This window comes from Winogradskya consettensis, assembly GCF_018332715.1.
GTDB classification, from domain to species: Bacteria; Actinomycetota; Actinomycetes; order Mycobacteriales; family Micromonosporaceae; genus Actinoplanes; species Actinoplanes consettensis.
In genome coordinates this window covers 373,517-398,029 of the sequence record NZ_BOQP01000017.1, presented here as the reverse complement: position 1 = coordinate 398,029, position 24,513 = coordinate 373,517, and the positions used below count along the sequence as shown (strand labels likewise).

The following is a 24,513-nucleotide window of genomic DNA, read 5'->3' as shown; positions in this document are numbered from 1 at the left end:
TGTCTTGATGCTGGACTTATCGTCTAGGCTGGCGATCGTGACGACCCCTCGTACGCCCTACCTGATGCTCGACCGCTCGGTGGCGTCGGCGAACATCGCGCGGCTCCGGGAGCGCATCGCCGGCCTCGGTGTCCGGCTGCGCCCGCACCTGAAGACCACGAAGTCGGTGGACGTCGCCCGCCTCGTCGTCGGCGACGTGCCCGGCCCTATCACCGTCTCCACCCTCGCGGAGGCGTTCGCCTTCGCCGACGCCGGCTACACCGACATCCTCTACGCGGTCGGCATCGCCCCAGCAAAACTCCCCGACGTGTACGCGCTGCAGGCCCGCGACGTGCGGCTGACCGTCCTGCTGGACAGCGTCGCCCAGGCCGAAGCGGTCGCGGGTTCGGCCCCCGCGCTCATCGAGATCGACTGCGACGGGCACCGCGGCGGCGTGCTGCCCGGGGACCCGCTGCTGCTGGACATCGCCGCGGCGCTGGGCGCACCCGCCGGCGTGCTCGTGCATGCGGGCGAGTCCTACCACGCACGCTCGATCCCTGAGCTGGAAGCGGCCGCGGAGAACGAACGCGCGGTCGCCGTCGAGGCCGCGACCCGGTTACGCGCGGCCGGACACGAATGCCCGATCGTGAGCGTGGGCTCCACCCCGACCGCGCACTTCGCCCGCGACCTGACCGGCGTCACCGAGGTCCGCGCCGGCAACTACGTCCTGTTCGACCTCGTCATGGCCGGCCTCGGAGTCTGCACCCCGGCGGACATCGCCGCCGCCGTGGTCGTCACGGTCATCGGCCACAACCCCGGCAAAGGCTGGATCATGACGGACGGCGGCTGGATGGCCACCTCCCGAGACCGCGGCACCGCCGCCCAGCCCGTCGACCAGGGATACGGCCTGGTCACGGCTCTGGACGGCACGATCTTCCCGGACCTGCTCATGGTGGACGCCTCCCAGGAACACGGCACCCTCGCCCTGCGCGAGGGCAGCGCGGAGAAACTCCCGGACCTCCCGGTCGGCACCCCACTCCGCATCCTGCCCAACCACGCCTGCGCCACCACCGCCCAGCACGACGGCTACCACGTCCGCGACACCCCCGGCGGCGAGCTGACCGCCTACTGGCCCCGGGTGCGGGGCTGGTGACCGCTGTTGATCACCGGTGACCGGTGACCGGTGACCGGGGAGCCGGGGATTGCCGGTGGCCTGAGAGCCTCGGGTCGCCGGTCGCGGGGAGGGCGACCGTGCGTTGTTCCTGGACCTGGATCTGCTGGTTCATCTCGTGGGCGTGAGGGCGGTACATCAGGTCGACCGGGCTCATAAGGTCGCGGCCCACGCCGCTGCGCCGCACCCGGGTCGCCAGCAGGCCGAGACCGGTGAACAGCGCGACGAGAACGGCGGCGAGGACCAGCAACGGCACGACCTGTTCCACGGCGACGAGTTTACCCCCGTCGCCCCATGATCGCCGCCCTACGGCCCGGTCCACGCCGTCTCTGGACCGCCACGTCCCGACCCAGTCCGTGTGCCGCTGCGTCCCGACCCAGACCCGTGTGCCGCTGCGTCCCGGTCCGGACAGGGTGCGGGTCGCTACGGATTGGTTCAGGCGGGGTGCGGGTCGCTACGGATCAGTTCAGGCGGGGTGCGGGTCGCTGCGGCCTGGTCCGGGCGAGGGGTGGGCTTTTCCGGCGAGGGGTGCGGGCTCCTACGGCTGGTCCAGGCGGGGTTCGGGCTCCTACGGCCTGGTCTGGGCGAGGGGTGCGGGCTGTTACGTCCCGGTCCAGGCGGGGTGCGGGCCCAGGAGGTCGGTCAGGGCGGTTGTGCCTGCGGGGGTGACGCGGACGGCGCGGCTGGAGCCGATGCGGGTGAGCCAGCCGGAGGTGAGGGCGTGGGAGCAGAGGGTGGCGCCGGCGATTCCGGCGAGGTGTTCGCGGCGTTCGGTCCAGTCGAGGCAGCCTCGGGCGAGGGGGCGCCGGGAGCGGGTGGGGGCGCCCGGGCCGGTCGGGCCGGTCGGGCCGGGGGTGGGCGGGTTGGTAAGGGTGGTCGGGGCAGCCGGGTTGGTCAGGGCGGTGAGCCAGGCGCGGCCCGGGTCGGTCAGGGTGAAGCCGGGGTCTCGGGAGAGCAGTCCTTTGTGGTCCATCGCGTCGGTGATGGCGACGCCGAGGCGGCCGGCAAGGTGGTCGTAGCAGGTACGGCCCCGGGCCAGCGCCGCCGACGCGGTGACCGCCCGCAGGCCCCGGGCCGGGGTGGGTGGGGCGGGGACGTGGCCGGCCAGGTCCTCGATGAGCTGGGCGATCGGGGCGCCGGAGAGGCGGACGTAGCGGTGGCGGCCCTGGCGTTGCTCGGTGAGGATGCCGCCCGCGACGAGTTTGTGGAGGTGCCCGGTGGCGGTGGCGGGGGCTACGCCGGCGTGGGTGGCCAACTCGCCGGCTGTCCAGGCGCGGCCGTCCAGCAGGGCGAGGCAGATGGTGGCCCGGGTCTCGTCGGCGAGCAGCGCGGCGAAACGGGACAGGGCCCGGGACTCGGTCATCGTCCCATCGTCCGGCATCGGGGTTTCGGCGTAGGCCGAACCGTCGGTCGAACCGCTGGTCGAACCGCTGGTCAAACCGTCGGTCGAGCCGTTGGCAGAACCGCTGGTCGAACCTCCGGGATATCGTCGGGGGTATGGGCGGTTACTACGAGTCGCACATCGATCGCAAGATCCGTGAGGCGCAGGAGCAGGGGCAGTTCGACAATCTTCCGGGCGCCGGGAAGCCACTGAGCGATCACGGGCGTGAGTACGACGAGGACTGGTGGGTGAAGGATTGGCTGCGCCGGGAGGGTGCGGCCGGGGGTGCCCTGCCTCCCACGCTGGCCGTGCGGCGGGAGCGGGAGGATGTCGAGGTGACCGTGGACAAACGGCATTCCGAGGACGAGGTCCGGGCGTACGTGTCGGCGTTGAACGAGCAGTTGCGTAAGGCCCGGGCCGGGTTGATGGACGGGCCGCCCGTGCTGCTTCGGCCGCTCGATGCCGACAGGGTGGTGCGGGGCTGGCGGGAACGCCGGGTCAGGCCTTCTTCTCGGTCATGACGAGCGGGTCCGCGGTCAGGGTGTCGCAGCGGATGAAGGCCTTCTGCAGTTTCACGTCGGTGAACCAGAGGACCGGTAACGTCAGCGGCGGCGGCGACTCCGGGGTGAAGACGACCGGGATGACACCGAAGAGTTTGCCCTCGAAGCGGGTGGCGTAGAGGCGTACGTTGCCCTTCGTTGTGAGGGTGTCGCTCTCGAAGAGGGTGATGTTTCCGGCCTTCTCCTGGACGGTCAGCCTGAACGGCTTGGTCACGGCCTTGTCCATGCTGAACTTCAGGGCTTTCAGGGTGCCCTGCGCCGTGGGGACGTCGACCACGCCGTCGTAGGTCGAGTCGTACATCGTCAGTGAGTCGCTCTCCAGCAGCGCCGGGTGGGCCGCGACCAGGGGAAGGTCGCTGCCGTCGCCGTCCTTGAAGACCCGCGGGCCCAGGCACGGGATCTCGTCGAGGCTCGGCGCCGGGGACGGGGACGCCGCGCCGGACGTGGTGGACGGCTCGGGGGATCCGGAAGCGCCGGCCGGAGCCGAGGTGGAAGGGGACGCCGGCGCGGACGGCTCCAGGGACGGTTCGGCGGACGGGGTCGGTTCGGTGGACAGTGTCGGGTCGGCTGAGGGCGCGACTTCGGGTTCGTCGTCACCGCCGAGGATGTCGTCCACGCCGTCGACCAGGCCGTTCCACACATCTGTCAGGGGGTTGCCCCCGTCGCCCTCCTCAGGGTCGTCGGACTTCTCCGCGGCGGGCGTGGGACTTTTCGAGGTGGAGGCGCGGGGTGCCGTCGCGGGCTTCTTGGCGATCTTCTTGGCGGCGGGCGAGGAAGCGGCAGGCAAGGAGGCGGCAGGCGAGGAGGCAGCCGGCGAGGAGGCGTTCGTGGAGCGCGACGGCAGGCCTTCGGGGCATTCGACGTCGGCGCGGGCCGGGGCGTGGCTGCCGGCGACGAGCAGGGCGGCCGTCACGACCAGCGGGACCATGGTGATCACGAGCGTCTTGCGGTGCGGGTGGTGGCCCTGGCGCTCGCCGGGCTCGGCCGCGGGGATGACCTGGGTGGTGTCGGGGTCACCATCCAGGCCGGGTCCACCATCCAGGCCGGGACCGACGCCAAGGCCGGGGACGATCTCCGGGGTGGAGACGGGCCGTGCGGGCGGTGCGCCGTAGGGCAGCTCCGGGGCGAGGGGCGCGTTACCCGGCGGCGAGGAGTGCGCGGCCGCGACGGGAGGGGGGGACGGCTTGCGGGGTACCCACGCCAGGACGAGGGCGCCGCCGATGATGCCGAGGAGCATGCCCAGGGCGAAGCCGCCGAAGTTCAGGCCGATCAGGGAGTACACGGCGGTGAGCAGGCCGAGGATGCCGTAGAAGAGCCGCTGGCCGGGGGAGAGCCAGGTCAGCACGCCGCAGAGCACCAGGATCAGCGGCAGCAGGTAGGACAGGAAGCCCTCGGGGCCGAAATGGACCTCGAGGTCGCCGATGCTCTGGTTCGCGCTGAGGAAGAGCTCCAGACCGGCGAGCAGGAGCAGCAGTCCGCCCCAGTACGGCCGGGTGCGCCGCCAGCGGTGAAAGCCCGCCCAGGTGGGTGTTGGCACGAAGCGCCCTTTCATGGTGCCAGGCACGGTTGAGGCCCGCGGCGGTGCAGACCGCGGGCCTCAAGCGTGGGTCAGAAGCACTCCGGAGGCGTACCGCTGCCGGAGACATTGATCTTCAGGTTGAGGCCGGTGAGGGTGAACGTGCCGGCCGTGGTGGAGACGGCGGTCTGTTTGAGGCCGTCGATCTTCACGTGGGTGGCCTGCTGGCCGAACATGCCGGTGCGGGCCTTCTTCTCCTCGGCGTTCTCGCTCGCGGGCCCGACCGTGGAGGCGTCCTGGCCGATGTTGATGTCGGTGAACTCCGCGTCGCCGCTGAGCTCGTTGACACCGATCAGCAGGTTGGTCGCCTTCGCGGGCTTCCCGTCCTCACGCCCCGCCCGGATGGTGAGGGAGATGGGCAGGCCGGGGGTCTTGACCGACTGGCACAGGTTGTAGAGCTTGGCGGAGTCGATGCTGGAGACGGCGACCGGGATCTTGGTGCCGTCCGTCTTCTCGACGAAGCCGCCGTACTGGGCGAAGCCGGTGCCGTCGAGCTGGTCGGCGGAGATCTTGAACGTCTGGCCGGAGACGGCGAACGAGGCCGCGAACGCCCCGTTGGCCATGCCGAAGACCAGTGCGGCGACCGCCGCGGTGGGTACCGCCGTGGCGACCGCGAAACGGCGCCAGTTGGTGCGACCGTAGGCCGGGTCGCCCTGCGCTTCCTTCACCGATTCTCCCTTGTGAAATGAACGGGTCCTAACGTGCGGGAGATGTTGCTCCTACTCGCCGGTAGGGAGCAAGAGGTCTGGCTACCGGCCGGTAACGTCCACGAAACAAGATCACCTCACGGTGAGTAACATCGGTCATCGCCAATGCCCGCGAACCCCCCATAACGCCGGTGTGACCGTCACCACAGGTGCGGGGGTCGCCAAGGTAACGAATCGGTAACGACCTTCAGGGAGCTCACAGGTTCAAGTCGGGCGCGAACGTGCCGAACCATGTGATGTGAGGGTGCGTGAGAAGGAGCGGCTGCGGGCGCTGCACGAGTACCACCTGCTCGACGCCCCCGCCGACGACGAGCTCGAGGCGGTCGTCCGGGTCGCCGCGATGGTGGCCGGTGTGCCCACCGCGACGCTGAACCTCATCGACGAGAAGCGCCAGTGCCAGCTCACCACGACCGGTTTCGAGGGCGGGGACTCGGCCCGCGAGGACTCCATGTGCGCGGTCCGGTTCGAGACCGGCCGGTTCACCTACCTCCCCGACGCCCGCCGGGACCCCGCGTACGCGACTAACCCCTGGGTCACCGGCCTGCTCGCCGACGTGCGGTTCTACGCCTCGGCGCCGCTGGTCACGCCGCAGGGCCACGCCCTGGGCACGCTGTGCGTGTTCGACTCCGAGGTGCGCGAGCTCAGCGACGCGCAGATCTCCCGCCTCAAGGATCTCGCGCAGGTCGTGCTCGCACTGTTCGAGCGGCGCCGTCAGGCCCGGCTCAACGCGCGGCTCTACGTCGAGGCCGAGGCGCGCCAGGACTTCACCGACGCGGTGCTGGAGACCATCGACGTCGCCGTGGTGGCCGCCGACCCCCACGGTCACCTGACCTTGTTCAACCGCGCCAGCCGCAACTGGCACGGCCTCGACGCCGACCCCACGGTCACGCCGGGCGAGTTCGCGGGCCACTACGCGCTCTACCGCACCGACGGCGTGACGCCGCTGCCCGTGGAGGAGATCCCGCTGCTGCGGGCGCTGCGCGGCGGCATGGTCCGGGACGCCGAGATGATCATCAAACCAGCGGGGCGTACGCCGGTGCACGTCAGCGTCAGCGGCCGTGCCCTCACCACGGCGGACGGCAGCCCGCTCGGCGCCGTGGTCGCGATGAGCGACGTGACCGCCGACCGGGCCCAGCGCGAAGCCCTGGAGAACGCCCTCGCCGAACTGCGCCGCTCCAACACCGAGCTGGAGCAGTTCGCCGGGGTGGTCAGCCACGACCTCGCGGCACCGCTCGCCGTCGTGCACGGCTACCTCGAGCTGCTCGCCGACAACTACCGGGAGAACCTCGACGAGCTGGCCCACAAATGGATCGACTCGGCGGTCCGTGCGGTCGGCCGCGTTCAGGGACTGATCGACGCGCTGCTCTCGTACGCACGGGCGGGCAGTGAGCCGTGCCGCCGCGCGCAGGCCGACCTCGGCGAGGTGGTGACGCTTGCCCTGCTGGATCTGCACGAGGTGATCGAACCGGCCGGCGCGCAGGTCGAGGTCGCACCCGGCCTGCCCACCCTCGCCGTCGACCCGACCCTGATCCGGCAGCTGCTGCAGAACCTCATCGGCAACGCCGTGAAGTACCGGCACCCCGACCGGCCCAGCCGGATCTCCGTCGCCGCCGTGCCCGCCCCCGGAGGATGGCGGGTGACGGTGACCGACAACGGCATCGGCATCCCCGCGTCCGACCGTTCGCGGGTCTTCGAGATGTTCACCCAGATCGACGGCGAGCTGCCCGGGTACGGCGTGGGCCTGTCCACCTGCCAGCGCATCGTCGAACGCCACGGCGGCACGATCCGGGCCGAGGCGACACCTACCGGTCAGGGCACGACCATCGCCTTCACCCTGCCGGAGGCGTGACGTGGGCTCGCTGGGCCGACGCGTACACGCCGGTTTCATCCTGCTGATCCTGCTGTTCCTCGGTTACGTCGTCACCCAGCTCGTGGTCACCGAGCGGCTGCAGACCCGCCACACCGCGCGGGCCACCCGGCTCGAGGCCGCCCGCGACGCCAACGTCGCGGTGCTGCAGCACATGACCGACGCCGAGACGGGCGTACGCGGATTCCAGCTGACCGGCCAGGACCTGTTCCTCGATCCGTACGACAAGGGCCGCAGCGGCGCGTTCGTCGCGCTCGACGCAGTGGCCGCCACGATCACCGACCCGACGGTGCTCCAGCTGCTCAAACAGGAACGCGCGGCCGCCTCGCAGTGGCTCTACGCGTTCGCGACCCCGGTCGTGAACGCGGGAGTCGCCGACCCCGAGTACCCGCTGACCCGCCGGGGCAAGGACCTGTTCGACGGGATCCGCGCGTCGAACGCCGCCGTGGACGCGGCGATCCGGGCCGAGCAGGCGAGCACCACCGACCACGACCGCCGTGAGCAGCGTCTGGCCCAGCTGCTCTTCGAGTCGCTCGGCGTCGTCCTGCTGGGCGGGACGATGCTGTTCGGGCTGTGGAGCCGCCGGACGCTGATCGCGCCGCTGGAACACATCCGCCGTACCCTGCAACGTCTCGCGAGCGGGGAGCTGTCGGCCCGGGCGGTGCCGGCCGGGCCGAAGGAACTGCGGACCGTCATCCGTACGCTCAACGATCTCGCCGCCGAGACCGAACGGCTGCACGCCGCGGACCGGGCCCGGATCCACCGCACCGACCTGCGCCAGGCGGTCGCCGTGGAACTGCGCGACACCCACGACCCCGCGCTCACCGCCCGCCGGGTCACCGCCATGATCGGTGAGGCGCTCGGCGCGGACGCCGTCCACGGCCGGATCTCGGTCGACGTCACGCACGGGCTCACCGTCAGCTGGCCGCAGGAGGCGCCGTCGCTGTCCGCGCGTACGGTCCAGGAGGTCCTTGCCGGTGAGCCCGGCGTGGCCCTGACCGTGCCGCACGTCCAGGGCGCCGTCGCCGTGGCGATCGCCGGTGACGCCAACTGCCCGCCGGGGCTGCTCTACGTGGTGCGCCACGAGCGTCCCGAGTGGAGCGACGACGAGCGCCGTCTGCTGGTCACGCTGACCCGCGAGATCGATCACGCCATCCGCCAGCAGCGCCTGCACGCCCGCCAGACCCGCCTCATCGGAGAGCTGCGCGGCCTCGACGAACGCAAGGACGTCTTCGTCTCGACCGTCACCCACGAGCTGCGCACCCCGCTGACCAGCATCCTCGGCTACACGGAGATGCTCAGCGACGGCGACGGCGGCGAACTGTCCCCGCTGCAGCAGCGCGGCGTCAGCGCGATCCTCCGCAACGCCCACCGCCTGCAGGCCACGGTCGCCGACCTGCTGCTCCTCGACAAGGCCGGCGCCGCGATCGGCGAGCACGACGACGCCGCCGGCGACAGCGCCCCGGTCGACCTCGCCACCACCGCGGCGACGGTGCACGCCGAGTTCGCCCCGGTCGCCCGCGGCCGCGACGTCACCCTGACCGGCGACGCCGCCCCGGTGTGGGTGCACGGCGACGCCAGGCGCCTGGAACGCGCCGTGCGCAACCTGTTCGACAACGCTCTGAAGTTCACCGCGGCGGGCGGCCACGTCACTTACCACGTACGCGCGGAGGGCAGCGACGCCGTCTTCTGCGTCACCGACACCGGCATCGGCATCCCCGAGGGCGACCTGCCCGGCATGTTCACCCCGTTCCACCGAGCGGCCAACGCCATGGATCAGGCAGTCCAGGGCCCCGGCCTGGGCCTCGCCATCGTCCGCACGATCGTCACCGAACACGGCGGCACGGTCCGGGTGCAGTCCCGCCTCGACCACGGCAGCACGTTCACGGTCACCCTGCCCCTCACCGCCGTCCCCAGCCCGGCCTGACCGCTGCCGGTGCCGGCTGTGGCGCTCACGTCTCTGCCGAGGTCCGCGGGGGTCGGCAACCGGTTCGCACCTGGAAGAGCACCGGTTCCGCACTCAGGGGGGCGCAGATTGGGGTCTCCCCGATCAAGGAGTCGCCCCGATGCGCCTGCGCCGGACCGTTATCGCCACCTTCGCCGCGGCCGCGATCGCCGTGCCCACCCTTGCCACCGCCGCCCTGGCCTCGACCCCCACGCCGGCCACGGCCACCGTCGCGGCCTCTGCCACGGCCGCCAAGTCCAGCGACAAATCGAGCAGCAAGCCGAGTGAGAAATCGAGTGGCAAGCCGACTGCGAAGCCGACCAAGACCGCCAAGCGGGCCCTTTTCGCCGCTACCGGCACGGTGACCTCGGTGGATGCGACGGCCGGGACGATCACTCTGTACGCCAAGGGTGGCACCAAGGACGTCCGCAAGAAGACGATCACGGTGACCGTGGCGGACGACGCGCTGATCAGGGTCAACGGGAAGCGGGGGGCGGGGCTGTCCTCGATCGCCGCCGGGTTCCGGATCGACGTGGGCGGTCGCCGGTCGGGGTCGGACTACACGGCGGAGATCATTATCGCCAAAGGTAAGGTCCGCGCCACCCCGTCACCGACCGTGTCGCCTAAGCCTTCACCGACAGTGTCGCCCTCGATCTCGCCCTCGCCGAGCGTAGAGCCGTCCGAGAGCACTGAGCCGGGCGACGATGACGACACGTCACCCTCCGCTGAGCCTGGCGACGACTCACAGTAGTTCCGCTTGAGCTATTGATGATCAGAAACGCCGCGTTCACCGCTTCGGTGCGCGGCGTTGCTGTGCCGGGCAGATACTGGCGGGCGTGACTGTGGCCAACGACGGCGTACCCGCCGACGAGTTCGAGACCGACCTGCTGCGCAACCTCGCCCACCAGCGGGGGACCACCCGCCAGTCGGCGAGCGCGCAGGACATCTACCAGGCGCTCGCGCTCACGGTGCGGGACCGTCTCGTCGATCGTTATGTGAAGACCGCCGCGACGTACTACGAGACGAACCCGCGGTTCGTCTACTACCTGTCCGCGGAGTACATGCTCGGCAAGCAGCTGCCGCAGAACCTGCTCTACTCCGGGCTGCAGAACCAGGCCCGCGACGCCCTCGAGAAGCTGGGTCTCGACCCGGCCGAGCTGGAGGATCTCGACGTCGAACCCGGCCTCGGCAACGGCGGGCTGGGCCGGCTCGCGGCGTGCATCCTCGACGCGCTCGCCACCGAGGACATCCCGGCCGTCGGTTACGGCATCCGTTACGACCTGGGCATCTTCAAGCAGACGTTCGAGGACGGCGCCCAGGTCGAACGCCCCGACGACTGGACGTTCTACGGCAACCCGTGGGAGTTCGCGGCCCCCGACGACCAGCAGCCGGTCGGCTTCTACGGCAAGGTCGAGGACGGCAAGTGGACGCCGGACGAGATCGTGCTCGGCGAGCCCAGCCACATGCTCGTCCCCGGCTACGGCACGCAGACCGTCAACCTGATCCGGTTGTGGCGGGCCCGGGCCAGCCGCGCGTCGTTCGACCTGTCCCGCTTCGGCGAGGGCCGCTACGGCGAGGCCGTCGACGCGATCGTGCGCTCCGAGAACATCAGCAAGGTGCTCTACCCCGACGACAGCACCGAGCTCGGCCGCGAGCTGCGACTCAAGCAGCAACATTTCCTGGTCACCTGTGCGCTGCGTGACATCGTGCGCCGTTACCGGCTGCGCAACACCGGGTGGGACGCGTTCACCGAGAAGGTGACCATCCAGCTCAACGACACGCATCCGGTCATGGCGGTCGCCGAGCTGATGCGGGTGCTGCTCGACGAGGAGGGCCTCGACTGGGATCGCGCCTGGCTGATCGTTCGCGGCACTTTCGCGTACACCTGTCACACGCTTCTGCCCGAAGCCCTGGAGACCTGGCCGGTCGCGCTGGTGGAACGGCTCCTGCCCCGGCACATGGAGATCATCTATCTGATCAACTTCCACTTCCTGCAGGAGGTGGAGCAGGCCTACCCCGGCGACACCGGCAGGCTGCGTGAGTTGTCGATCATTCAGGAAGAGCCCGAGCGACGGGTACGGATGGCACATCTCGCCGTCGTCGGCGCCAAAGCCGTCAACGGCGTCGCCGAGCTGCACTCGAAGCTGCTGCGCGAGACCACCCTGCGGCCCTTCGCCGAGCTGTGGCCCGAACGCTTCCACAACGTCACCAACGGCGTGTCCCCGCGGCGCTTCATGCTGATCGCCAACCCGCGGCTCACCGGCCTGATCAGCTCCCGGCTCGGCGACCACGACTGGCTGCGCGACCTCGACCGGCTCAGCGAACTCGAACCCGCCGCCGACGACTCCGCCTTCCGCGACCAGTGGCGCGAGGTCAAACGCGCCAACCGCCGCGACCTGGCCCGTTACGCTCGCGCGGTCACCGGCGTAGCTCTCGACCCCGACGCCATGGCCGACGTCATGATCAAGCGCTTCCACGAGTACAAGCGGCAGCTCCTGCGCGTCATGCACGTCATCACCCTGATCCACCGCATCCGCCGCGGTGAGACGGCCGGCCTCGTGCCACGGTCGGTCATCTTCGGCGGCAAGGCAGCCCCAGGCTACTACGCCGCCAAGCGCATCATGCGCCTCGCCAACGCCGTCGCCGACGTCGTCAACGGCGACCAGCAGCTCTCGGCGTACGTTCGGATGGCCTTCCTGCCCAACTACAACGTCTCCGGCGCCGAACTGATCATCCCGGCCGCCGACCTCTCCGAGCAGATCTCCCTCGCCGGCAAGGAGGCCTCCGGCACCAGCAACATGAAGCTCGCCCTCAACGGAGCCCTCACGATCGGCACCCTCGACGGCGCCAACGTCGAGATCCGCGACCGGGTCGGCGCCGACAACTTCTTCCTCTTCGGCCTCGACGCCGGCCAGGCCGTCGCCCTGAAACAGGCCGGCTACCGCCCCCGCAGCTGGTACGAAGCCGACTGGGAACTGCGCGAAACCATCGACTTCATCGCCACCATCGACGGCGGCGCCCTGCGCGAAGTCGCCGACGACCTGCTCAACCGCGACGAATACCTGACCCTCGCGGACTACCGCGCGTACATCGAATGCCAGGACGAGGTCGCCCACGCCTGGGAGGACCGCGACGCCTGGACCCGGATGTCCATCCTGAACGCCGCCCGCAGCGGCTTCTTCTCCGCCGACCGCACGGTCCGCGACTACGGACGCGAGATCTGGCACACGCCGGCGGTGCCCGAGGCCTGACCGCTTTACCCGGCCGGGACCTCACGCAGCGTCCCGGCCGGACCTTCTACTTTGGCGTCGGCTTCGTTGGCTTCGGTGGCTTTGTTGGCCTCGGTGGCGGCGTCGGTGGCGGCGGTGATGAATGCGGCGACCAGGAGGCGGGAGTCTTCCTGGGCCCAGGCGATGACGAGTTCGCTGGTGGGGGCGTCGGTGACCGGCCGGTACACCAGGTCGGGGTGCGGTGGCCGGGCGAGCGAGCGAGGCAGGATCGCGACGGTACGGCCCAGCCTGATCATCTGCAGAACCTCGGCGGCGTCGGTGACCTCGGGCCCTTCGTTCCCTTCCGGTGCCCCGGTCCAGCGGACCCCTTTCCAGCGCGGGAAGGTCTCCTGCGCGAGATCGGCGAGGGTCAGTTCGTCGCGGGAGGCCAGCCGGTGGCCGGGCGGCAGAATCGCCACGCGTCCCTCGACTGCCAGGGTCTCGTGGTCCAGTCCGGTCAGGTCGTCGAACGGTTTGTACAGCAGCGCGACGTCGGCCCGCCCATCACGCACGAAGTCGGCGCGGTCGGTCGCGCCGCCGAACAGAATGTCCACCTGGCGGGCGTCCGGCTGCCGGGCGTAGGCGGCGAGGATCCCGGACAACAGGCCGGCGTCGCCACCGGGTTTGATCACCAGACGAAGAGGAACCTGCCGGTCACCGGCCCGGCGTGCCTTGTCGACCGCCGCGCTGACGGCGTTGAGCGCGTGCCGGCCATGGTCCACCAGCGCCTGCCCGGCGGGCGTCAGGGCGACGTGCCTGCTGGAGCGTTCCAGCAGAGTCACCCTGAGGCGGCTCTCGACACGCCGGATCGCTTTTGACAACGCCGGCTGAGCGATCAGCAACCGAGCCGCAGCCCGCCCGAAATGCAGCTCCTCGGCCAGCACGACAAAGTACTCCAGCTCACGGGTCTCTAACTCCGCCACGCCAAGACATCCATTCCCCGCAGGCATCGTTCAAGAACCAGAAGATCTTGGATGCAATCATAAAATCCCTGTTCACTGGGTACATGATCCACCACACGATGATCGTAGCGTTCGACAATCCCATTCCCGGCGACGAGCTCGACCGCTACCTCAAAGAACTCGAAGAACTCGTCATGAACTCCGGCCTGATCGATTCCTTCGCCGCCCAGCACCACATCCGGGTCCCCGGCGACGACCACGCCCCGCTCGCCGTCGCCAGCGCCATCGTGCAGCTCCGTCTGACCGACCTCGACGCCCTGAACGCGTCCTTCAGCATGCCGGGCGTCTTCGACCTCATCGAGCGCTGGCAGAACCGCTACCCGTACAAGGCGATCTGGGTGAATCACCAGCCCCTGGACTGACCGGCCGCCTGGGTTGAGGGTCGCCCGGGGCCACGATCGAGGCCGTCCTGGAGTGCCCGCCCAGTCCTGCGGCTTGCGGGCTGCGGCAGAGAGGATCGGGTCCGACTTCAGTGACCGACTTCAGTGACCGAATGAGCGCCCCCAGAGTGCCGGCCATCCCTGACCGAGCCACGACGAAGGAACCAGCAGCCCGTGCACGGCGATCCGCTGCCAGAACTCGTCGGCGACTCCGCCCAGCTCCACGGCGTCCGGCCACGAACCCTGCCACAACGGATCCCGCAGCGACGAGGCCGGATAGCCCGGAACCGTCACCTGCCGCCGCCCGCTGACAGCCGCACACGCCCCGACCCTGCGCTGCCCGTCGAGCCGAGTGCCCCCGCGGGCGTGCGGCATTCCGGCCACTGTGCCGATTCCGCTGTGGACCTGACCGGTCTCGTCTCACTCGTTCGAGTCTCTGACTCCGCCAGGGCCGCCGACCTGGTGGAGCCCGCCCACCGGGAACGGCTGGGCTGCCCCGTCCGGCCCAACTACATCGGATGACTCTGTCACCCAGTCCGGCCCGGCTGTTTCGGACGGCTCGTTCGCCCCGTCCGACCGAGCCGCCCCGTCTGGCCGAGCCGCCCCGTCTGGCCGAGCTGACTCATGCGGCTGGGCTGCCCCCTCTGGCCAGGCCGCCCCGTCCGGCCGAGCTGTCTCACGCGGCTGGGCCGCACCGTTTGGTCGGGCCGCCCCGTCTGGCCGAGCTGTCTCATAGGGCTGGACCCCGCCGTCTGGCTGGACCCCGCCGTCTGGCCGGGCCCCGCCGTCTGGCCGGGCCCCGCCGTCTGGCCGGGCCCCGCCGTCTGGCCGGGGTGCATCGTCTGGCCGGGCTGTCCCGGACGGTCCGGTCGCTGCGGTGGGGAGGCCGCCCCAGGACGTTACGGCCAGGGCGGCGGCGCGGAGCAGGGGGTTGTGCGGGCGGGCCGTCATCGCGGCGGCCAGGATCGGGTCGTCGGTGCGCAGGAGGGTGGCGAAGGCGGCGCGGACTCGGAGGGCGACCAGCTCGGCGGTTCGGGCCGGGGCCACGCCGGGGAGTCGGGCCAGTTTGCGGAGTGCGCCGGGTAGCGGTTCGTCGCGGGACAGGGGTGCGAGGCGGGCGCGTACCTCGTCGGGGAGCTCGTTGATTGCGGCCGTGAGGGGGCGGTGGGCCGTGGCCGTCCAGAGGTTCGCGGCCTGTGCCGGGTCGTGCAGGGCGTGGCGGACGTGGTCCGTCAGCGCCGCCGGGGTCAGGCGGCGCAGGGCCACGAGGCTTGCGGGTGTGGGGTCGGCGGCGATGAGCTTGGTCAGGGCGGGCTCGGGCCGGAGCGGCACCGTGAGCCGGTCGGCCCACTGCTCGGCGAGTCGCTGGGCCGGTGGGCGGCGGCGGGCGGTCCGGGCCGGGGAGGGGTCCGTGGCGGGGTCGTCGCGGACGGGTGGGGTGGTGACCCGCGGTGGTGGCAGGGTGCGCATCCAGGCGCGGACGTGCTCGACCAGGTCCGGGGCGGGGTCGGCGTTGAAGCGGGCCTTCATCTCGTCGAGTTTCCAGCCCTTGCCGGTCGACTGGACGCTCACGTTGGCCCGGATCTCGCCGTCGGGGGCGCGCAGGGCCAGCAGCACCATCCGGCCCGCCATAGCCTCGTCGGCGTAGTCACTGCCGGCGATGCAATTGCCCATGTACGCCGCCCAGCCCGTCAGGGTGCTCCCGGTGCGGGCGATCTCGATGCGGTCCGTGGTGCCGGGCAGGAGGGTCGCGTCGAACGCCTGGACCTCGGGCGGCACGGTGAATCCCGCGACCAGTGCCTCGGCCGCCTCCTGCGCGGCGTGCAGTGCGGCGCTCAGCTCGCCCCAGCCGCGAGGTTTCGCGGGAACCACGCCGCTGAGCCCGGCCAGTTGGGCCGCGTGGGCGGCGGTGCGGGCCACCGTGGTGAGCTCCTGGGGGATCCGGGGAATCACCGCACTGAGCCAGCCATGATTGTGGTCGAGCTCGGCGGCGGGCCGGCCGCGCAGCTGGGCCATGGCGTCGGCGAGCTCACCGAGCCAGAACAGGTCGGCGACGACCTCGATGCTCGCCGGCGTAGCGGCGGGGTCGGCACGCAGCCGGTCCGGCAGCGCCGGCAGGTCACCCGACATCGGCTGGGGCCACGTCTCCATCCGGTGCGGCGAGAAATAGCCGGCCGCTGTGCGCCAGCCGGTGAGGCTCACCGACTGGAAGGAGTCCATCGCCGCCTGGGCGTCCGGGTTGATCAGGTGATCCTCCCCGTCACAGAGCATGTCCTCGGCTGCCCGCCACGCCAGTGTGGCGTAGGTGTGGGCCGTGCGGAGCCTGGCATCGACGGTCTGCAGCTGTTTCGCGGAGAGGTCTTCCTGGCCGGCCCGCTCTGCCAGGTCGCGGACGTAGGAACCGGGCCGGGCCGGGTGCCCGGTGAGGCCGGGGACGAGCCTGGCGGCGTCGACGGCGGCGCGCCTGCTCAGCAACGCGGCCGCCGCGTCCAGCTCGTGGCGGTGGTGGACGAGTGCGGCCCCGGTGCCGTGGTCGGCGGCGGTGGTGGCGACCCGCGCCAGCACGGTGGCGCCCATGGCGTCGTGCAGCACCCGGGTGAAACGCTCCCGCCAGTAGGACTGCGAGGGATGCCAGAGCGCTGCCTGGATCAGCGTCACTCTGCGGGGCAACAGGCGCTCGAGGATCGCGTCCTCGTGCTGGGCGCGACGGGCCCGTAGCTTGACCGTCAGCTCGTGACCGTGCTGCCACTTGCCGAGCCGCTCGACGCGTCGTCGCTCTCGCAGGAGGCCGCAGAGATGCTCCCACAGCCCGGTGATCAGGGTCAGCCGCCGCCGGGGGCTGTAGGACGACAGCACCCGTCCGAGGTGGTCACCGGCCACCGAAGGCAACCCGTCGGGGAACGGGTCGACTCCCGCCGGTGCCCGTAGCGCCAGAACCTCGACGAGTTGCTCGGGGCCGAGCAGGTCGCTGACGGCCACCGCGAAGCGCAGAACGGGCCACCGCCCGTCCGCGATCGCTTCCAGGGTAGCCGCGCCGAGAGGCTTCGTGGCGTCGGGACCGAACAGGGCGACCAGTGTGGCGGCCGGTGGCCCCAGCCGGTCCGCGAAGCGGGGCACGGCGAGTGCGGCGAGCACGGCGTCTCGGCGGTCACCCGCGCCTCCGGCGATCCTCGCGGAGCGGAACCCGCCACCCAGATCGGCGGTCGCGTCGGCGGCGACCACTCCTGCGGCGGTGACGAGGGCGCTCAGCTCGGCGACCGCGGCTTTCCGGGCCCCGGGGCCGGCCTCCGCGGGACCGATGGCGACCGGGGTGCCCGGCGAGAGATCGGCAGCACGGGTCACGGGGTCGAGTGCCAGGACGCATTCCCTGGCACCGACCGCCACACCACCCGACACCGTGACCATCACCAGACCATGATGGCCCCGGCGTCTACCGGATTTCGTCCTCGATCTCCGCCCTGTGGACAACTCGCGACACCGGCCGGAGGCCCTGTGGACAACGCGGGCACGGCCGGCGCCGATCGGTCCATCCTGGGGGCACGGCTGAGGCCCGCGACCCCGCGATGTGCGGGACCACGGGCCTCGTGGGGTGGTGCTCAGCCCTTGACGCTGCCCGCGAGCAGGCCGCGGACGAAGTAACGCTGGAGGAACAGGAAGATGGTGACCGGGACGATGATGGAGACGAAGGCGCCCGCCGAGAGCAGGTGCCACGCCGTGCCGCGGGTGCCGCTCAGGTTGGCCAGGGCCACCGTGATGGGGGCGATCTCGGTGCCGCCACCGCCGAACACCAGGGCGACCAGCAGGTCGTTCCACACCCAGAGGAACTGGAAGATGCCGAACGCGGCCAGGGCCGGGCGCAGCAGCGGTAGCAGGACCCTGAAGAAGATCGCCACGTGACCCGCGCCGTCGACGCGGGCCGCTTCCAGCAGGGAGGCCGGGATCTCCCGCATGAAGTTGTGCAGGAGATAGATGGCGAGTGGAAGACCGAAGATCGAGTGCGACAGCCAGATCGTCCAGAACGTGTTCGCCAGGCCCGCGTCCACGTAGAGGGTGAGCAGCGGGATCAGCGTGACCTGCAGGGGCACGATCTGCAGGGCGAAGATGACGAGGAAGAGCAGGTTCCGGCCGGGGAACTTGATCCAGGCGAAGGCGTACGCCGCGATCGTGGCCAGGGTCAACGGGATCAGCACCGAGGGGATGGAGATCACGATGGAGTTGATGAAGAACGAGCCCAGCCCGGCTCCCTCTTCGGAGTCGAGCACCGCCTTGTAGTTGTCGAGGGTGACCTGCGGGTCCGAGAAGAACGTCCACCAGCCGGTCGTCTTGATCGCGCGTTCGGGGCGGAACGACGAGACGAGCAGGCCGAACGTCGGCAGGGTCCAGAGGATGGCGATGACGAGCGCGGCGAGCGAGGCCCAGGGGGAGCTGAGCTTCCTCTTCGCGTACGAGGTGGTGGTCTCGTCCTTGACAGCGGCCGGCAGCACCTCGGTGCTCGGCAGGGCGGTGGTCATAGCGCCTCCGATTGCTTGAGCTGCCGGATGTTGTAGACGACGATGGGGATCACCAGGATGAACAGCAGCACCGCGAGCGCCGCGCCGAGCCCCTGGTTGTCGCTGCGGAAGCTCTGGCTGTAGAACTCGTTGGCGATCACGCTGGTGTTGAACTGGCCGCCGGTCATCGTCCGGACGATGTCGAAGACCTTCAGCGTGCCGATCGCGATGGTGGTCAGCACGACAACCACGGCCGGGCGGATCGCCGGCAGCGTCACGAATCGGAACATGCCCCACGGGCCGACCCCGTCGAGACGGGCGGCCTCGATGATGTCCTCCGGGATCGCCTTGATGGCCGCCGACAGCACGGTCATCGCGAAGCCGGCCTGGATCCAGATCAGCACGACGATGAGGAGGAACGTGTTGAGCCAGTCGGTGAGCAGCCACTGCTGCGGGGTGCCGCCCAGCCAGACGACGACCTGGTTGAGCAGGCCGATCTGCTTCACGTTGGCCTGGTCCGGCCGGTACGCGTAGACGAAGCTCCAGATGATGGAGGCGCCCACGAACGAGATCGCCATCGGGAGGAAGACCAGAGCCTTGGCGAACGACTCGAACTTCGTCTTGTCGACCAGGATGGCGTAGAGCATGCCGATCGCCGTGGCGACGAACGGGGTGAGCACGACCCAGATGACCGTGTTGCGCAGCACCGTCAGCTGTTCGCTGTCGGTGAAGATCGTCTCGTAGTTGCCGAGGCCGATGAAGGCGTCCCCGGCGGCGTTGAAGAACGACTGGTAGATCGTGCGGACGCCCGGGTAGACGAGGCCGACGGCCAGCATGATCAAGGTCGGTGCCAGATAGATGTACGCGGTGAAACGGTCGGCTAGCCGGCCCCGGAACAGCGTGGCGATGAACAGGATGATGCCTACGACCGCGGCGAAGAGCAGGATCGCGGCGATCATCAGCCCGATCTTGCCGGCGTTGGTGTCTGCGGTTAACACGCGACCCATACCTCCTTTGAGGAGAGAGGAGAAGGGCCGGTCACCTGTGGCGACCGGCCCCGGGACTTCCTAGCTCACTTGGCGGGCCACGCCTTTTCGACGTTGTCGACCGTGGTCTTGGTGTCCTGTCCGGTGATCCAGTTCGTCATCTGCTTGAAGATGGCGTTGGAGCCGACCGCGGCGGGCATCTGGTCGGAGCCGTCGAAGCGGAACGTCGTGCTCGGGTTCTGCAGCAGGTCGGCGGAGAGCTTGTCGATCGGGTTGCTGACCTTGCTGGTGTCCAGGCCCTTGTTGGCCGAGATCCAGCCCTGCGAGGCCTGCGCCTTGATGTTCGCCCAGGTGTCGGTCGACAGGTACGTCTGGAACGCCTTCACCTCGGGACGGTCGGCGAACGCGAGGTTGAACTCGCCGCCACCCAGAACCGGCTTGCTGGTGGCGTCCTTGCCCGGCAGGTAGAACGCGAAGACGTCGCCGTCCTCGGCCACCTTCGTGCCCGCGGGGAAGTTGGCCGCGTAGAAGCTCGCCATGCGGTGCAGCGAGCAGGTTCCGTCGAGGATCGGCAGGCCGGCCTCCTGGAACGTGGTGGTGGCGATGCTCTTGACGTCGCCGAGGCCACCGTTCACGTAGGCCGGGTTCTTCAGGTACGCGCCGACGGCGTCGAGTGCCGCAGTCGAGTCGGGACCGTTGAAGGGGATGTCGTGGTTGACCCACTTGTCATAGGTCTCCGGCCCGGAGAGCCGGAGCATGAAGTCCTCCATCCAGTCGGTGAGCGGCCAACCCGTGGCCTCACCGCTGGCGATGCCCGCGCACCACGGCTTCTTCTTGTCCGCGACCATCTTGTCGGTGAGCGTCTTGAGCTCGTCGAGCGTGGTCGGAACGGTGTAGCCGGCGTCCTTGAACTCGCTGGGCGAGTACCAGACCAGCGACTTCACGCTCGCACCCGAGGGGGCGGCGTAGAACTTGCCGTCGACGGTGCCGTAGGCCTTCCAGTCGGCACCCCAGAACTTGTCGACGTTCGCCGAGACCTCAGCCGGGGCCGCCACCGCTTTACCGGTCGCGACGAGCTGCTTGAGCAGGCCGGGCTGCGGCACGATCGCGAGGTCCGGCGGGTTGCCGGCCTTGGCGCGGACGAGGATCTGCGTCTCGAAGGACTTGTCACCCTCGTACTTGATCGTGACGCCGGTGCAGTCCTCGAAGGGCTTGTACGAGTCCTTGTAGGCCTTGTCCTCCGGCGTGACGATGCCCGTGTAGACCGAGACCGTCTTGCCCTTGAGGTCGCCGAACGTCTTGTATGGCGCGCAGTCGATGGACGCCGCACTGGCGGTGTCGTCATCCGAGCTGTCGCTGCTGCTGCTGCAGGCGGCTGCCCCGAGTACCAGGCCTACCCCCACGGTGCCCGCGAGCGCGCCCCTGAGGCGCCGACTCTTCGCAAGACCGAACATGCCACTCCCTATGTCACATCACGCCGGGGCGTGACAACGCCGTCACCATCTCCGGTTCCCCTGGCAGTCAGTCAAGAGTGAGGCGAGGTCTTTCGCAATGTTTCCGAATGATCAACCGAGTAACGATTCGGCACCAGAGGGAAGGGCAAGTAAAACGGTTAACACTATTTATATAAGACTTCCGCTGATCGGATGCAATTATCAATGGAAGATCACCGATGCGGTGAGGTTGCTGACGTCGCAAGATTTTTCATGGCAGATCCCGTGGGAGCGTGCCCATGGCGCCGTTCGGACGTGCCCGGATGACCGTTCCGATGACCGGATCGGGCCGTCCCACCGACCCTTCGCGCCGGTTGGCCGACCCTCTTCCGTGTGGTGAGCGTGACGTTGAGCACCGGGACGGTAACGATGAGCGCCAGGATGCGGTCCCCCGCCGCACGACCAGGTGGTCGAGTTTCACCGCGTGGCCGGGGGTTCGTGATGGGCCGCCGGCGGGCCGGAAACCGATTCGTCGGCGCGTCAGGATGACCCTCCGCCCGTGGGGTGGCCGTCAGGCCGGTTTGCGGCAGGCGCCGGCGTCGGTGAGAGCTCTTGCCACGGCTCCGGCGAGCCCGGTGCCGGACTCGGCGCCGGTGGGGTCGGATCCGGTTCCGGTGGGGTTGGTGCTGGGCGTGGCGTCGGTGGGGTTGAACGAGACGTTGCGGCCGGCGATGACCAGGCGCAGGCCGTCCGGGTGGGCCTCGATGGTCTGGAAGGTGAGGCCGCCGGGCAGGGTGGGCAGGGTGATCGTGCGGCCCTGACCGAGTTCGCCGAGCCGGTCGGCGGGAACCCGGATTCCGAAGGCGCTGATCTCCACCTCGGCGGGGCGTACGGTCAGCTTGCCGGCGGTCAGGGCGAGGTCGGCGTACACGCTGATCGGCATTGTCCGTCCCTGCATCGGCATCTTGGCATTGATCACCAGCCGGCCCGTTTCATCGCCGCTGATGGTGGCGCCGGCCAGAGCGCCGGCCAGAGCACCGGCCGCTTCCGGGCTGCTGCCGGTCGTGCCGGAGCCTTCCTCGGCAGGCGCGTCGCCGCTGCGCCCGGTGGAGGTCTGACCGTCGGCTGCGGGCTGCTTTCCGAGGCCGAGGAGGCTGCCGAGACCGCTGTCAGGACTGCCGTCGAGGTTGGTGCCGGCCTTGGTCATGAGGGATGACAGCGTGGCGTATCCGATTGTCGCGTCGAGGGAGATCGTGCGGGCGGTGACCGGTGTGGCCAGCTTGAGGTGTTCGGCCTCGGCGGCGATGTGGGTGAGGGTGATGGGGCCGGCGGTGACGTTGTTCGCGCTGATCGTGGGGTGGGTCAGGGTGCGGGTGGCGAGCTGCGTGAGGAACGGGAAGCCGCCTAGGGAGACGTCCGGGGGCGAGTTCAGGCCGGCGGCGCACTGGAGGCGGTCGGCGATCCGGTGTTCGGCGACGGACCGGGTGATGCGGTCGCCGAGCAGGGGCAGGCCGACGATCGCGGTGGACATCACGGCGAGGATCACGGTGCGTTTTCTGGTCATGGGCTCACTTCAGCAAGTGTGGTTGCCGGGCCGATGCGAGCGGGATGAGAGTTCGTTAGGAGTCGCGGGGGAGGGCGAACCAGACGGTGGATCCTTCGATGCCGGTGGTGCCGCCGTGGCCGCGGATGACTTCCGCGACGATGGCGAGGCCGAGGCCGGTGCCGCCCGAGGAGGGCCGGGAGGCGTCCGCGCGCCAGAACCGCTCGAAGGCGTGCGTGGTGGCCGCGTCGCCGAAGCCGGGACCCGCGTCGGTGACCTCGACGCGGAGGTCGACCGGGTGCAGGGTCACCGAGGCCGCGGTGCCGGGTGGCGTGTGGGCGCGTACGTTGCTCAGCAGGTTGGCTAGGACCTGGCGCAGGCCGTCGGGGTCGGCGGTGACCAGGCACGAGGCCGGAGCGGCAACGGTCAGCGGGCGGTCCGGCTCCACAGCCCGGGCGTCGGCGGCCGCGTCGCGGATCAGAGCCGCCAGATCGACGGGTACGCGGTTCGACTGCGGCCCGGCGTCCAGCCGCGCCAGGTACAGCAGGGACGTCACCAGGGTGCCCATCCGGGTGGCCTCGTCCTCGAGGCGTCCCAGCACGTCGGGGCGTTCCCGCAGATCGACCACGCCGGTGCGGACCAGCTGCAGGTAGCCGCGGATCGACGTGACCGGGGTGCGCAGCTCGTGGGACGCGTCGGCGACGAATGCGCGCATCCTCGACTCCGACCGCTCCCGGGCGGCGAGGGCGCGTTCCTGCGCGGAGAGGGCGGACTGGATGCGCGCGAGCATGCGGTTCACCGCCGACGTGAGCATGCCGACCTCGGTGCGGGGGGCGGCGAGGCGATCGGGGACGCGGCGGTTCAGGTCGCCGTCGGCGAGGGCGGTCGCGGTCGCCGCGATCTCGGTGAGCGGGGACAGGGCCCGGCGCAACAGCAGGCGCGCGGCGAGACAGAGCACGCCGAGCACCGCGAGGGAGGTGACCACGGCGATCAGAATCAGTCGCCGCACAATGTCGTCGACGGGGGACACGGGCAGCGCCACCAGGGCGAGAACCGGGCCGTCGCGGACCACCACGGCCCGGTAGCCGGCGACGGTCTGCGGACCCGTGCGGCTCAGGTCGGCCTGGTCGAGCAGGGGCCGCGCGGGCAGCCGGGACGTACCCGTCGTCCGGGTGATCCCGCCCTGCGCGTTGCGGAACTCGGCCACGAACTCGCTGACATTGGTGACCTGCTGGACGTTCTGGCCGCTTGCCACCGGTGCCAGGGCCGCTATGACGGCCCGCTCCCGCAGGGCCGCGGCGGCGGTGACCAGGGTGTTGTCCATCCGATCCAGCAGGTACGCCCGGAGCGCCACCACCGCCGTCACGCCGGTGACCGCGAGTGCCGCCGCGGTCAGCGCCACGATCCACAGCAGGATCCGCCGCCGGAGCGTCACAGCAGGCTCGAGCGCAGCGCGTACCCGAAGCCCCGGTGGGTGACGATCAAGGGTGGGCCGGACCGGTCGAGCTTGCGCCGCAGATAGCCGATGTAGGTGTCCACGACGTTGGAGCCGGCCCCGGTCTCGTATTCCCAGACCGCGGCGAGGATCTGGCCCCGGGACAGCACGCGCCCCGGATTCTGCAGGAAGTAGCGCAGCAGTTTCAGCTCGGTGGGGGAGAGCTGCAGCTGGACGCCGGCCCGGCGTACGTCGAGCGTGTCCTGATCGAGCTCGACATCGGCGTACCGGAGCAGCCGGCTCGTGGGGGTGTTGCCGCCGGTGCGCCGCAGCACCGCGCGCACCCGGGCGAGGAGGACCTCGACGTCGAACGGCTTGGTGATCCAGTCGTCACCGCCGTACGCGAGCCCCTGCACGAGGTCGTCGCGCGCGTCCCGGGCGGTCAGGAAAACGACGCCGGCCCCGGAACCGCCCGCGCGCAGCCGCCTGCACACGTCGACACCGTCGCCGTCGGGCAGCATCACGTCGAGCAGCACCAGGTCCGGGTCGCGCTCGGTGGCCTTCTCGACCGCCTGGGCGGCGGTGGCAGCCGTGTCCACCGCGAACCCGTGGAAGGTCAGCACGGTGGCGAGCATGTCCACGATGTTGGGCTGGTCGTCGACGACGAGGATGCGCGCGCTGGTCATGATGCCGCCATGACAGCACACCCCGATGAGAACTCCATGAGAACCGGCCGGGGGATGCCAGGGGGCCGTACCGGTCCTCCCGGCGGGGCGGGCAAATCGGTAGCGGTGCCGGCGGGGGCGGTCATAGGGTCGTCGGCGAACGC

Annotated in this window: 20 protein-coding genes; 7 read left to right on the top strand and 13 right to left on the bottom strand. The window is 70.3% G+C overall.

The genetic code is table 11. The features are described from left to right. The first annotated feature begins 37 nt into the window (after window positions 1-37). On the top strand, window positions 38-1,132 hold the full coding sequence (locus tag Aco04nite_RS18915; protein WP_244876101.1) for an alanine racemase: 1,095 nt from the start codon (window positions 38-40) through the stop codon (window positions 1,130-1,132). Between the two features lie 10 nt (window positions 1,133-1,142). On the opposite strand, the gene Aco04nite_RS18910 is transcribed toward Aco04nite_RS18915, so the two are convergent. Together Aco04nite_RS18910 and Aco04nite_RS18905 are read right to left on the bottom strand one after the other, a co-directional pair. Then, window positions 1,143-1,418 (bottom strand): hypothetical protein, encoded by a 276-nt coding sequence (locus tag Aco04nite_RS18910; protein WP_212998532.1) that lies wholly within the window; start codon window positions 1,416-1,418, stop codon window positions 1,143-1,145. Window positions 1,419-1,751: 333 nt separating this feature from the next. After that, window positions 1,752-2,513 carry an ArsR/SmtB family transcription factor gene (locus Aco04nite_RS18905; RefSeq protein WP_212998531.1) on the bottom strand — a complete coding sequence of 254 codons (762 nt, stop codon included), beginning with the start codon at window positions 2,511-2,513 and terminating at the stop codon, window positions 1,752-1,754. Window positions 2,514-2,647: 134 nt separating this feature from the next. On the opposite strand from Aco04nite_RS18905, the gene Aco04nite_RS18900 reads away from it, so the two are divergent. Continuing rightward, window positions 2,648-3,052 carry a DnaJ family domain-containing protein gene (locus tag Aco04nite_RS18900; protein WP_212998530.1) on the top strand — a complete coding sequence of 135 codons (405 nt, stop codon included), beginning with the start codon at window positions 2,648-2,650 and terminating at the stop codon, window positions 3,050-3,052. Here Aco04nite_RS18900 and Aco04nite_RS18895 read toward each other — a convergent pair. Next, window positions 3,030-4,628 carry a DUF6114 domain-containing protein gene (locus Aco04nite_RS18895; RefSeq protein ID WP_212998529.1) on the bottom strand — a complete coding sequence of 533 codons (1,599 nt, stop codon included), beginning with the start codon at window positions 4,626-4,628 and terminating at the stop codon, window positions 3,030-3,032. The two genes, Aco04nite_RS18900 and Aco04nite_RS18895, sit on opposite strands and share 23 nt — an antisense overlap. Window positions 4,629-4,699: 71 nt before the next feature. Beyond that, complete coding sequence (locus Aco04nite_RS18890) at window positions 4,700-5,335, bottom strand: DUF6230 family protein (RefSeq protein ID WP_212998528.1); 636 nt, start codon at window positions 5,333-5,335, stop codon at window positions 4,700-4,702. Window positions 5,336-5,618: 283 nt separating this feature from the next. On the opposite strand from Aco04nite_RS18890, the gene Aco04nite_RS18885 reads away from it, so the two are divergent. The 4 genes from Aco04nite_RS18885 to Aco04nite_RS18870 all read left to right on the top strand — a co-directional run bounded on the left by Aco04nite_RS18885 (window position 5,619) and on the right by Aco04nite_RS18870 (window position 12,437). Further along, window positions 5,619-7,223 (top strand): sensor histidine kinase, encoded by a 1,605-nt coding sequence (locus Aco04nite_RS18885; protein WP_244876100.1) that lies wholly within the window; start codon window positions 5,619-5,621, stop codon window positions 7,221-7,223. Window position 7,224: 1 nt separating this feature from the next. Next, a complete protein-coding gene (locus Aco04nite_RS18880) occupies window positions 7,225-9,168 on the top strand; it encodes an ATP-binding protein (RefSeq protein WP_212998526.1) in 1,944 nt (647 codons plus the stop codon). A gap of 139 nt (window positions 9,169-9,307) precedes the next feature. Beyond that, complete coding sequence (locus tag Aco04nite_RS18875; RefSeq protein WP_212998525.1) at window positions 9,308-9,937, top strand: hypothetical protein; 630 nt, start codon at window positions 9,308-9,310, stop codon at window positions 9,935-9,937. An 85-nt stretch (window positions 9,938-10,022) separates the two neighbouring features. Beyond that, window positions 10,023-12,437 (top strand): glycogen/starch/alpha-glucan phosphorylase, encoded by a 2,415-nt coding sequence (locus Aco04nite_RS18870; RefSeq protein WP_244876099.1) that lies wholly within the window; start codon window positions 10,023-10,025, stop codon window positions 12,435-12,437. A 5-nt stretch (window positions 12,438-12,442) separates the two neighbouring features. Here the strand turns inward: Aco04nite_RS18870 and Aco04nite_RS18865 are convergent, their stop codons facing one another. Beyond that, window positions 12,443-13,378, bottom strand: a complete 936-nt coding sequence (locus tag Aco04nite_RS18865; RefSeq protein ID WP_244876098.1) for a LysR family transcriptional regulator — start codon at window positions 13,376-13,378, stop codon at window positions 12,443-12,445. A gap of 83 nt (window positions 13,379-13,461) precedes the next feature. Between Aco04nite_RS18865 and Aco04nite_RS18860 the strand changes: the two genes are divergently transcribed. Continuing rightward, window positions 13,462-13,779 (top strand): hypothetical protein, encoded by a 318-nt coding sequence (locus Aco04nite_RS18860; protein WP_212998523.1) that lies wholly within the window; start codon window positions 13,462-13,464, stop codon window positions 13,777-13,779. Between the two features lie 120 nt (window positions 13,780-13,899). Here Aco04nite_RS18860 and Aco04nite_RS18855 read toward each other — a convergent pair whose 3' ends face one another. From Aco04nite_RS18855 to Aco04nite_RS18820, 8 genes are all read right to left on the bottom strand, one after another. Next, window positions 13,900-14,172: a hypothetical protein gene (locus tag Aco04nite_RS18855; RefSeq protein ID WP_212998522.1), complete on the bottom strand. Its 273-nt coding sequence runs from the start codon at window positions 14,170-14,172 to the stop codon at window positions 13,900-13,902. Window positions 14,173-14,217: 45 nt separating this feature from the next. Beyond that, window positions 14,218-17,205 (bottom strand): hypothetical protein, encoded by a 2,988-nt coding sequence (locus Aco04nite_RS18850; RefSeq protein ID WP_212998597.1) that lies wholly within the window; start codon window positions 17,203-17,205, stop codon window positions 14,218-14,220. A 188-nt stretch (window positions 17,206-17,393) separates the two neighbouring features. Continuing rightward, window positions 17,394-18,308, bottom strand: a complete 915-nt coding sequence (locus Aco04nite_RS18845) for a carbohydrate ABC transporter permease (RefSeq protein ID WP_212998521.1) — start codon at window positions 18,306-18,308, stop codon at window positions 17,394-17,396. Beyond that, a complete protein-coding gene (locus tag Aco04nite_RS18840; protein WP_212998520.1) occupies window positions 18,305-19,294 on the bottom strand; it encodes a carbohydrate ABC transporter permease in 990 nt (329 codons plus the stop codon). The genes Aco04nite_RS18845 and Aco04nite_RS18840 overlap by 4 nt, the downstream gene beginning before the upstream one ends. A gap of 65 nt (window positions 19,295-19,359) precedes the next feature. Continuing rightward, a complete protein-coding gene (locus Aco04nite_RS18835; RefSeq protein WP_212998519.1) occupies window positions 19,360-20,727 on the bottom strand; it encodes an ABC transporter substrate-binding protein in 1,368 nt (455 codons plus the stop codon). A gap of 550 nt (window positions 20,728-21,277) precedes the next feature. Then, a complete protein-coding gene (locus tag Aco04nite_RS18830; protein ID WP_212998518.1) occupies window positions 21,278-22,270 on the bottom strand; it encodes an LmeA family phospholipid-binding protein in 993 nt (330 codons plus the stop codon). Window positions 22,271-22,325: 55 nt separating this feature from the next. Then, window positions 22,326-23,684 (bottom strand): sensor histidine kinase, encoded by a 1,359-nt coding sequence (locus tag Aco04nite_RS18825; RefSeq protein WP_212998517.1) that lies wholly within the window; start codon window positions 23,682-23,684, stop codon window positions 22,326-22,328. After that, window positions 23,681-24,370: a response regulator transcription factor gene (locus Aco04nite_RS18820; RefSeq protein ID WP_212998516.1), complete on the bottom strand. Its 690-nt coding sequence runs from the start codon at window positions 24,368-24,370 to the stop codon at window positions 23,681-23,683. The genes Aco04nite_RS18825 and Aco04nite_RS18820 overlap by 4 nt, the downstream gene beginning before the upstream one ends. Between the last annotated feature and the right edge of the window lie 143 nt (window positions 24,371-24,513).

Bases quoted from the DNA above. Each gene is read 5' to 3' on its own strand.
- Aco04nite_RS18905 (WP_212998531.1), bottom strand. From the start codon at position 2,513: ATGACCGAGTCCCGGGCCCTGTCCCGTTTCGCCGCGCTGCTCGCCGAC.
- Aco04nite_RS18900 (WP_212998530.1), top strand. From the start codon at position 2,648: ATGGGCGGTTACTACGAGTCGCACATCGATCGCAAGATCCGTGAGGCG.
- Aco04nite_RS18875 (WP_212998525.1), top strand. From the start codon at position 9,308: ATGCGCCTGCGCCGGACCGTTATCGCCACCTTCGCCGCGGCCGCGATC.
- Aco04nite_RS18860 (WP_212998523.1), top strand. From the start codon at position 13,462: ATGATCCACCACACGATGATCGTAGCGTTCGACAATCCCATTCCCGGC.
- Aco04nite_RS18855 (WP_212998522.1), bottom strand. From the start codon at position 14,172: ATGCCGCACGCCCGCGGGGGCACTCGGCTCGACGGGCAGCGCAGGGTC.
- Aco04nite_RS18845 (WP_212998521.1), bottom strand. From the start codon at position 18,308: ATGACCACCGCCCTGCCGAGCACCGAGGTGCTGCCGGCCGCTGTCAAG.
- Aco04nite_RS18840 (WP_212998520.1), bottom strand. From the start codon at position 19,294: ATGGGTCGCGTGTTAACCGCAGACACCAACGCCGGCAAGATCGGGCTG.
- Aco04nite_RS18835 (WP_212998519.1), bottom strand. From the start codon at position 20,727: ATGTTCGGTCTTGCGAAGAGTCGGCGCCTCAGGGGCGCGCTCGCGGGC.
- Aco04nite_RS18830 (WP_212998518.1), bottom strand. From the start codon at position 22,270: ATGACCAGAAAACGCACCGTGATCCTCGCCGTGATGTCCACCGCGATC.
- Aco04nite_RS18820 (WP_212998516.1), bottom strand. From the start codon at position 24,370: ATGACCAGCGCGCGCATCCTCGTCGTCGACGACCAGCCCAACATCGTG.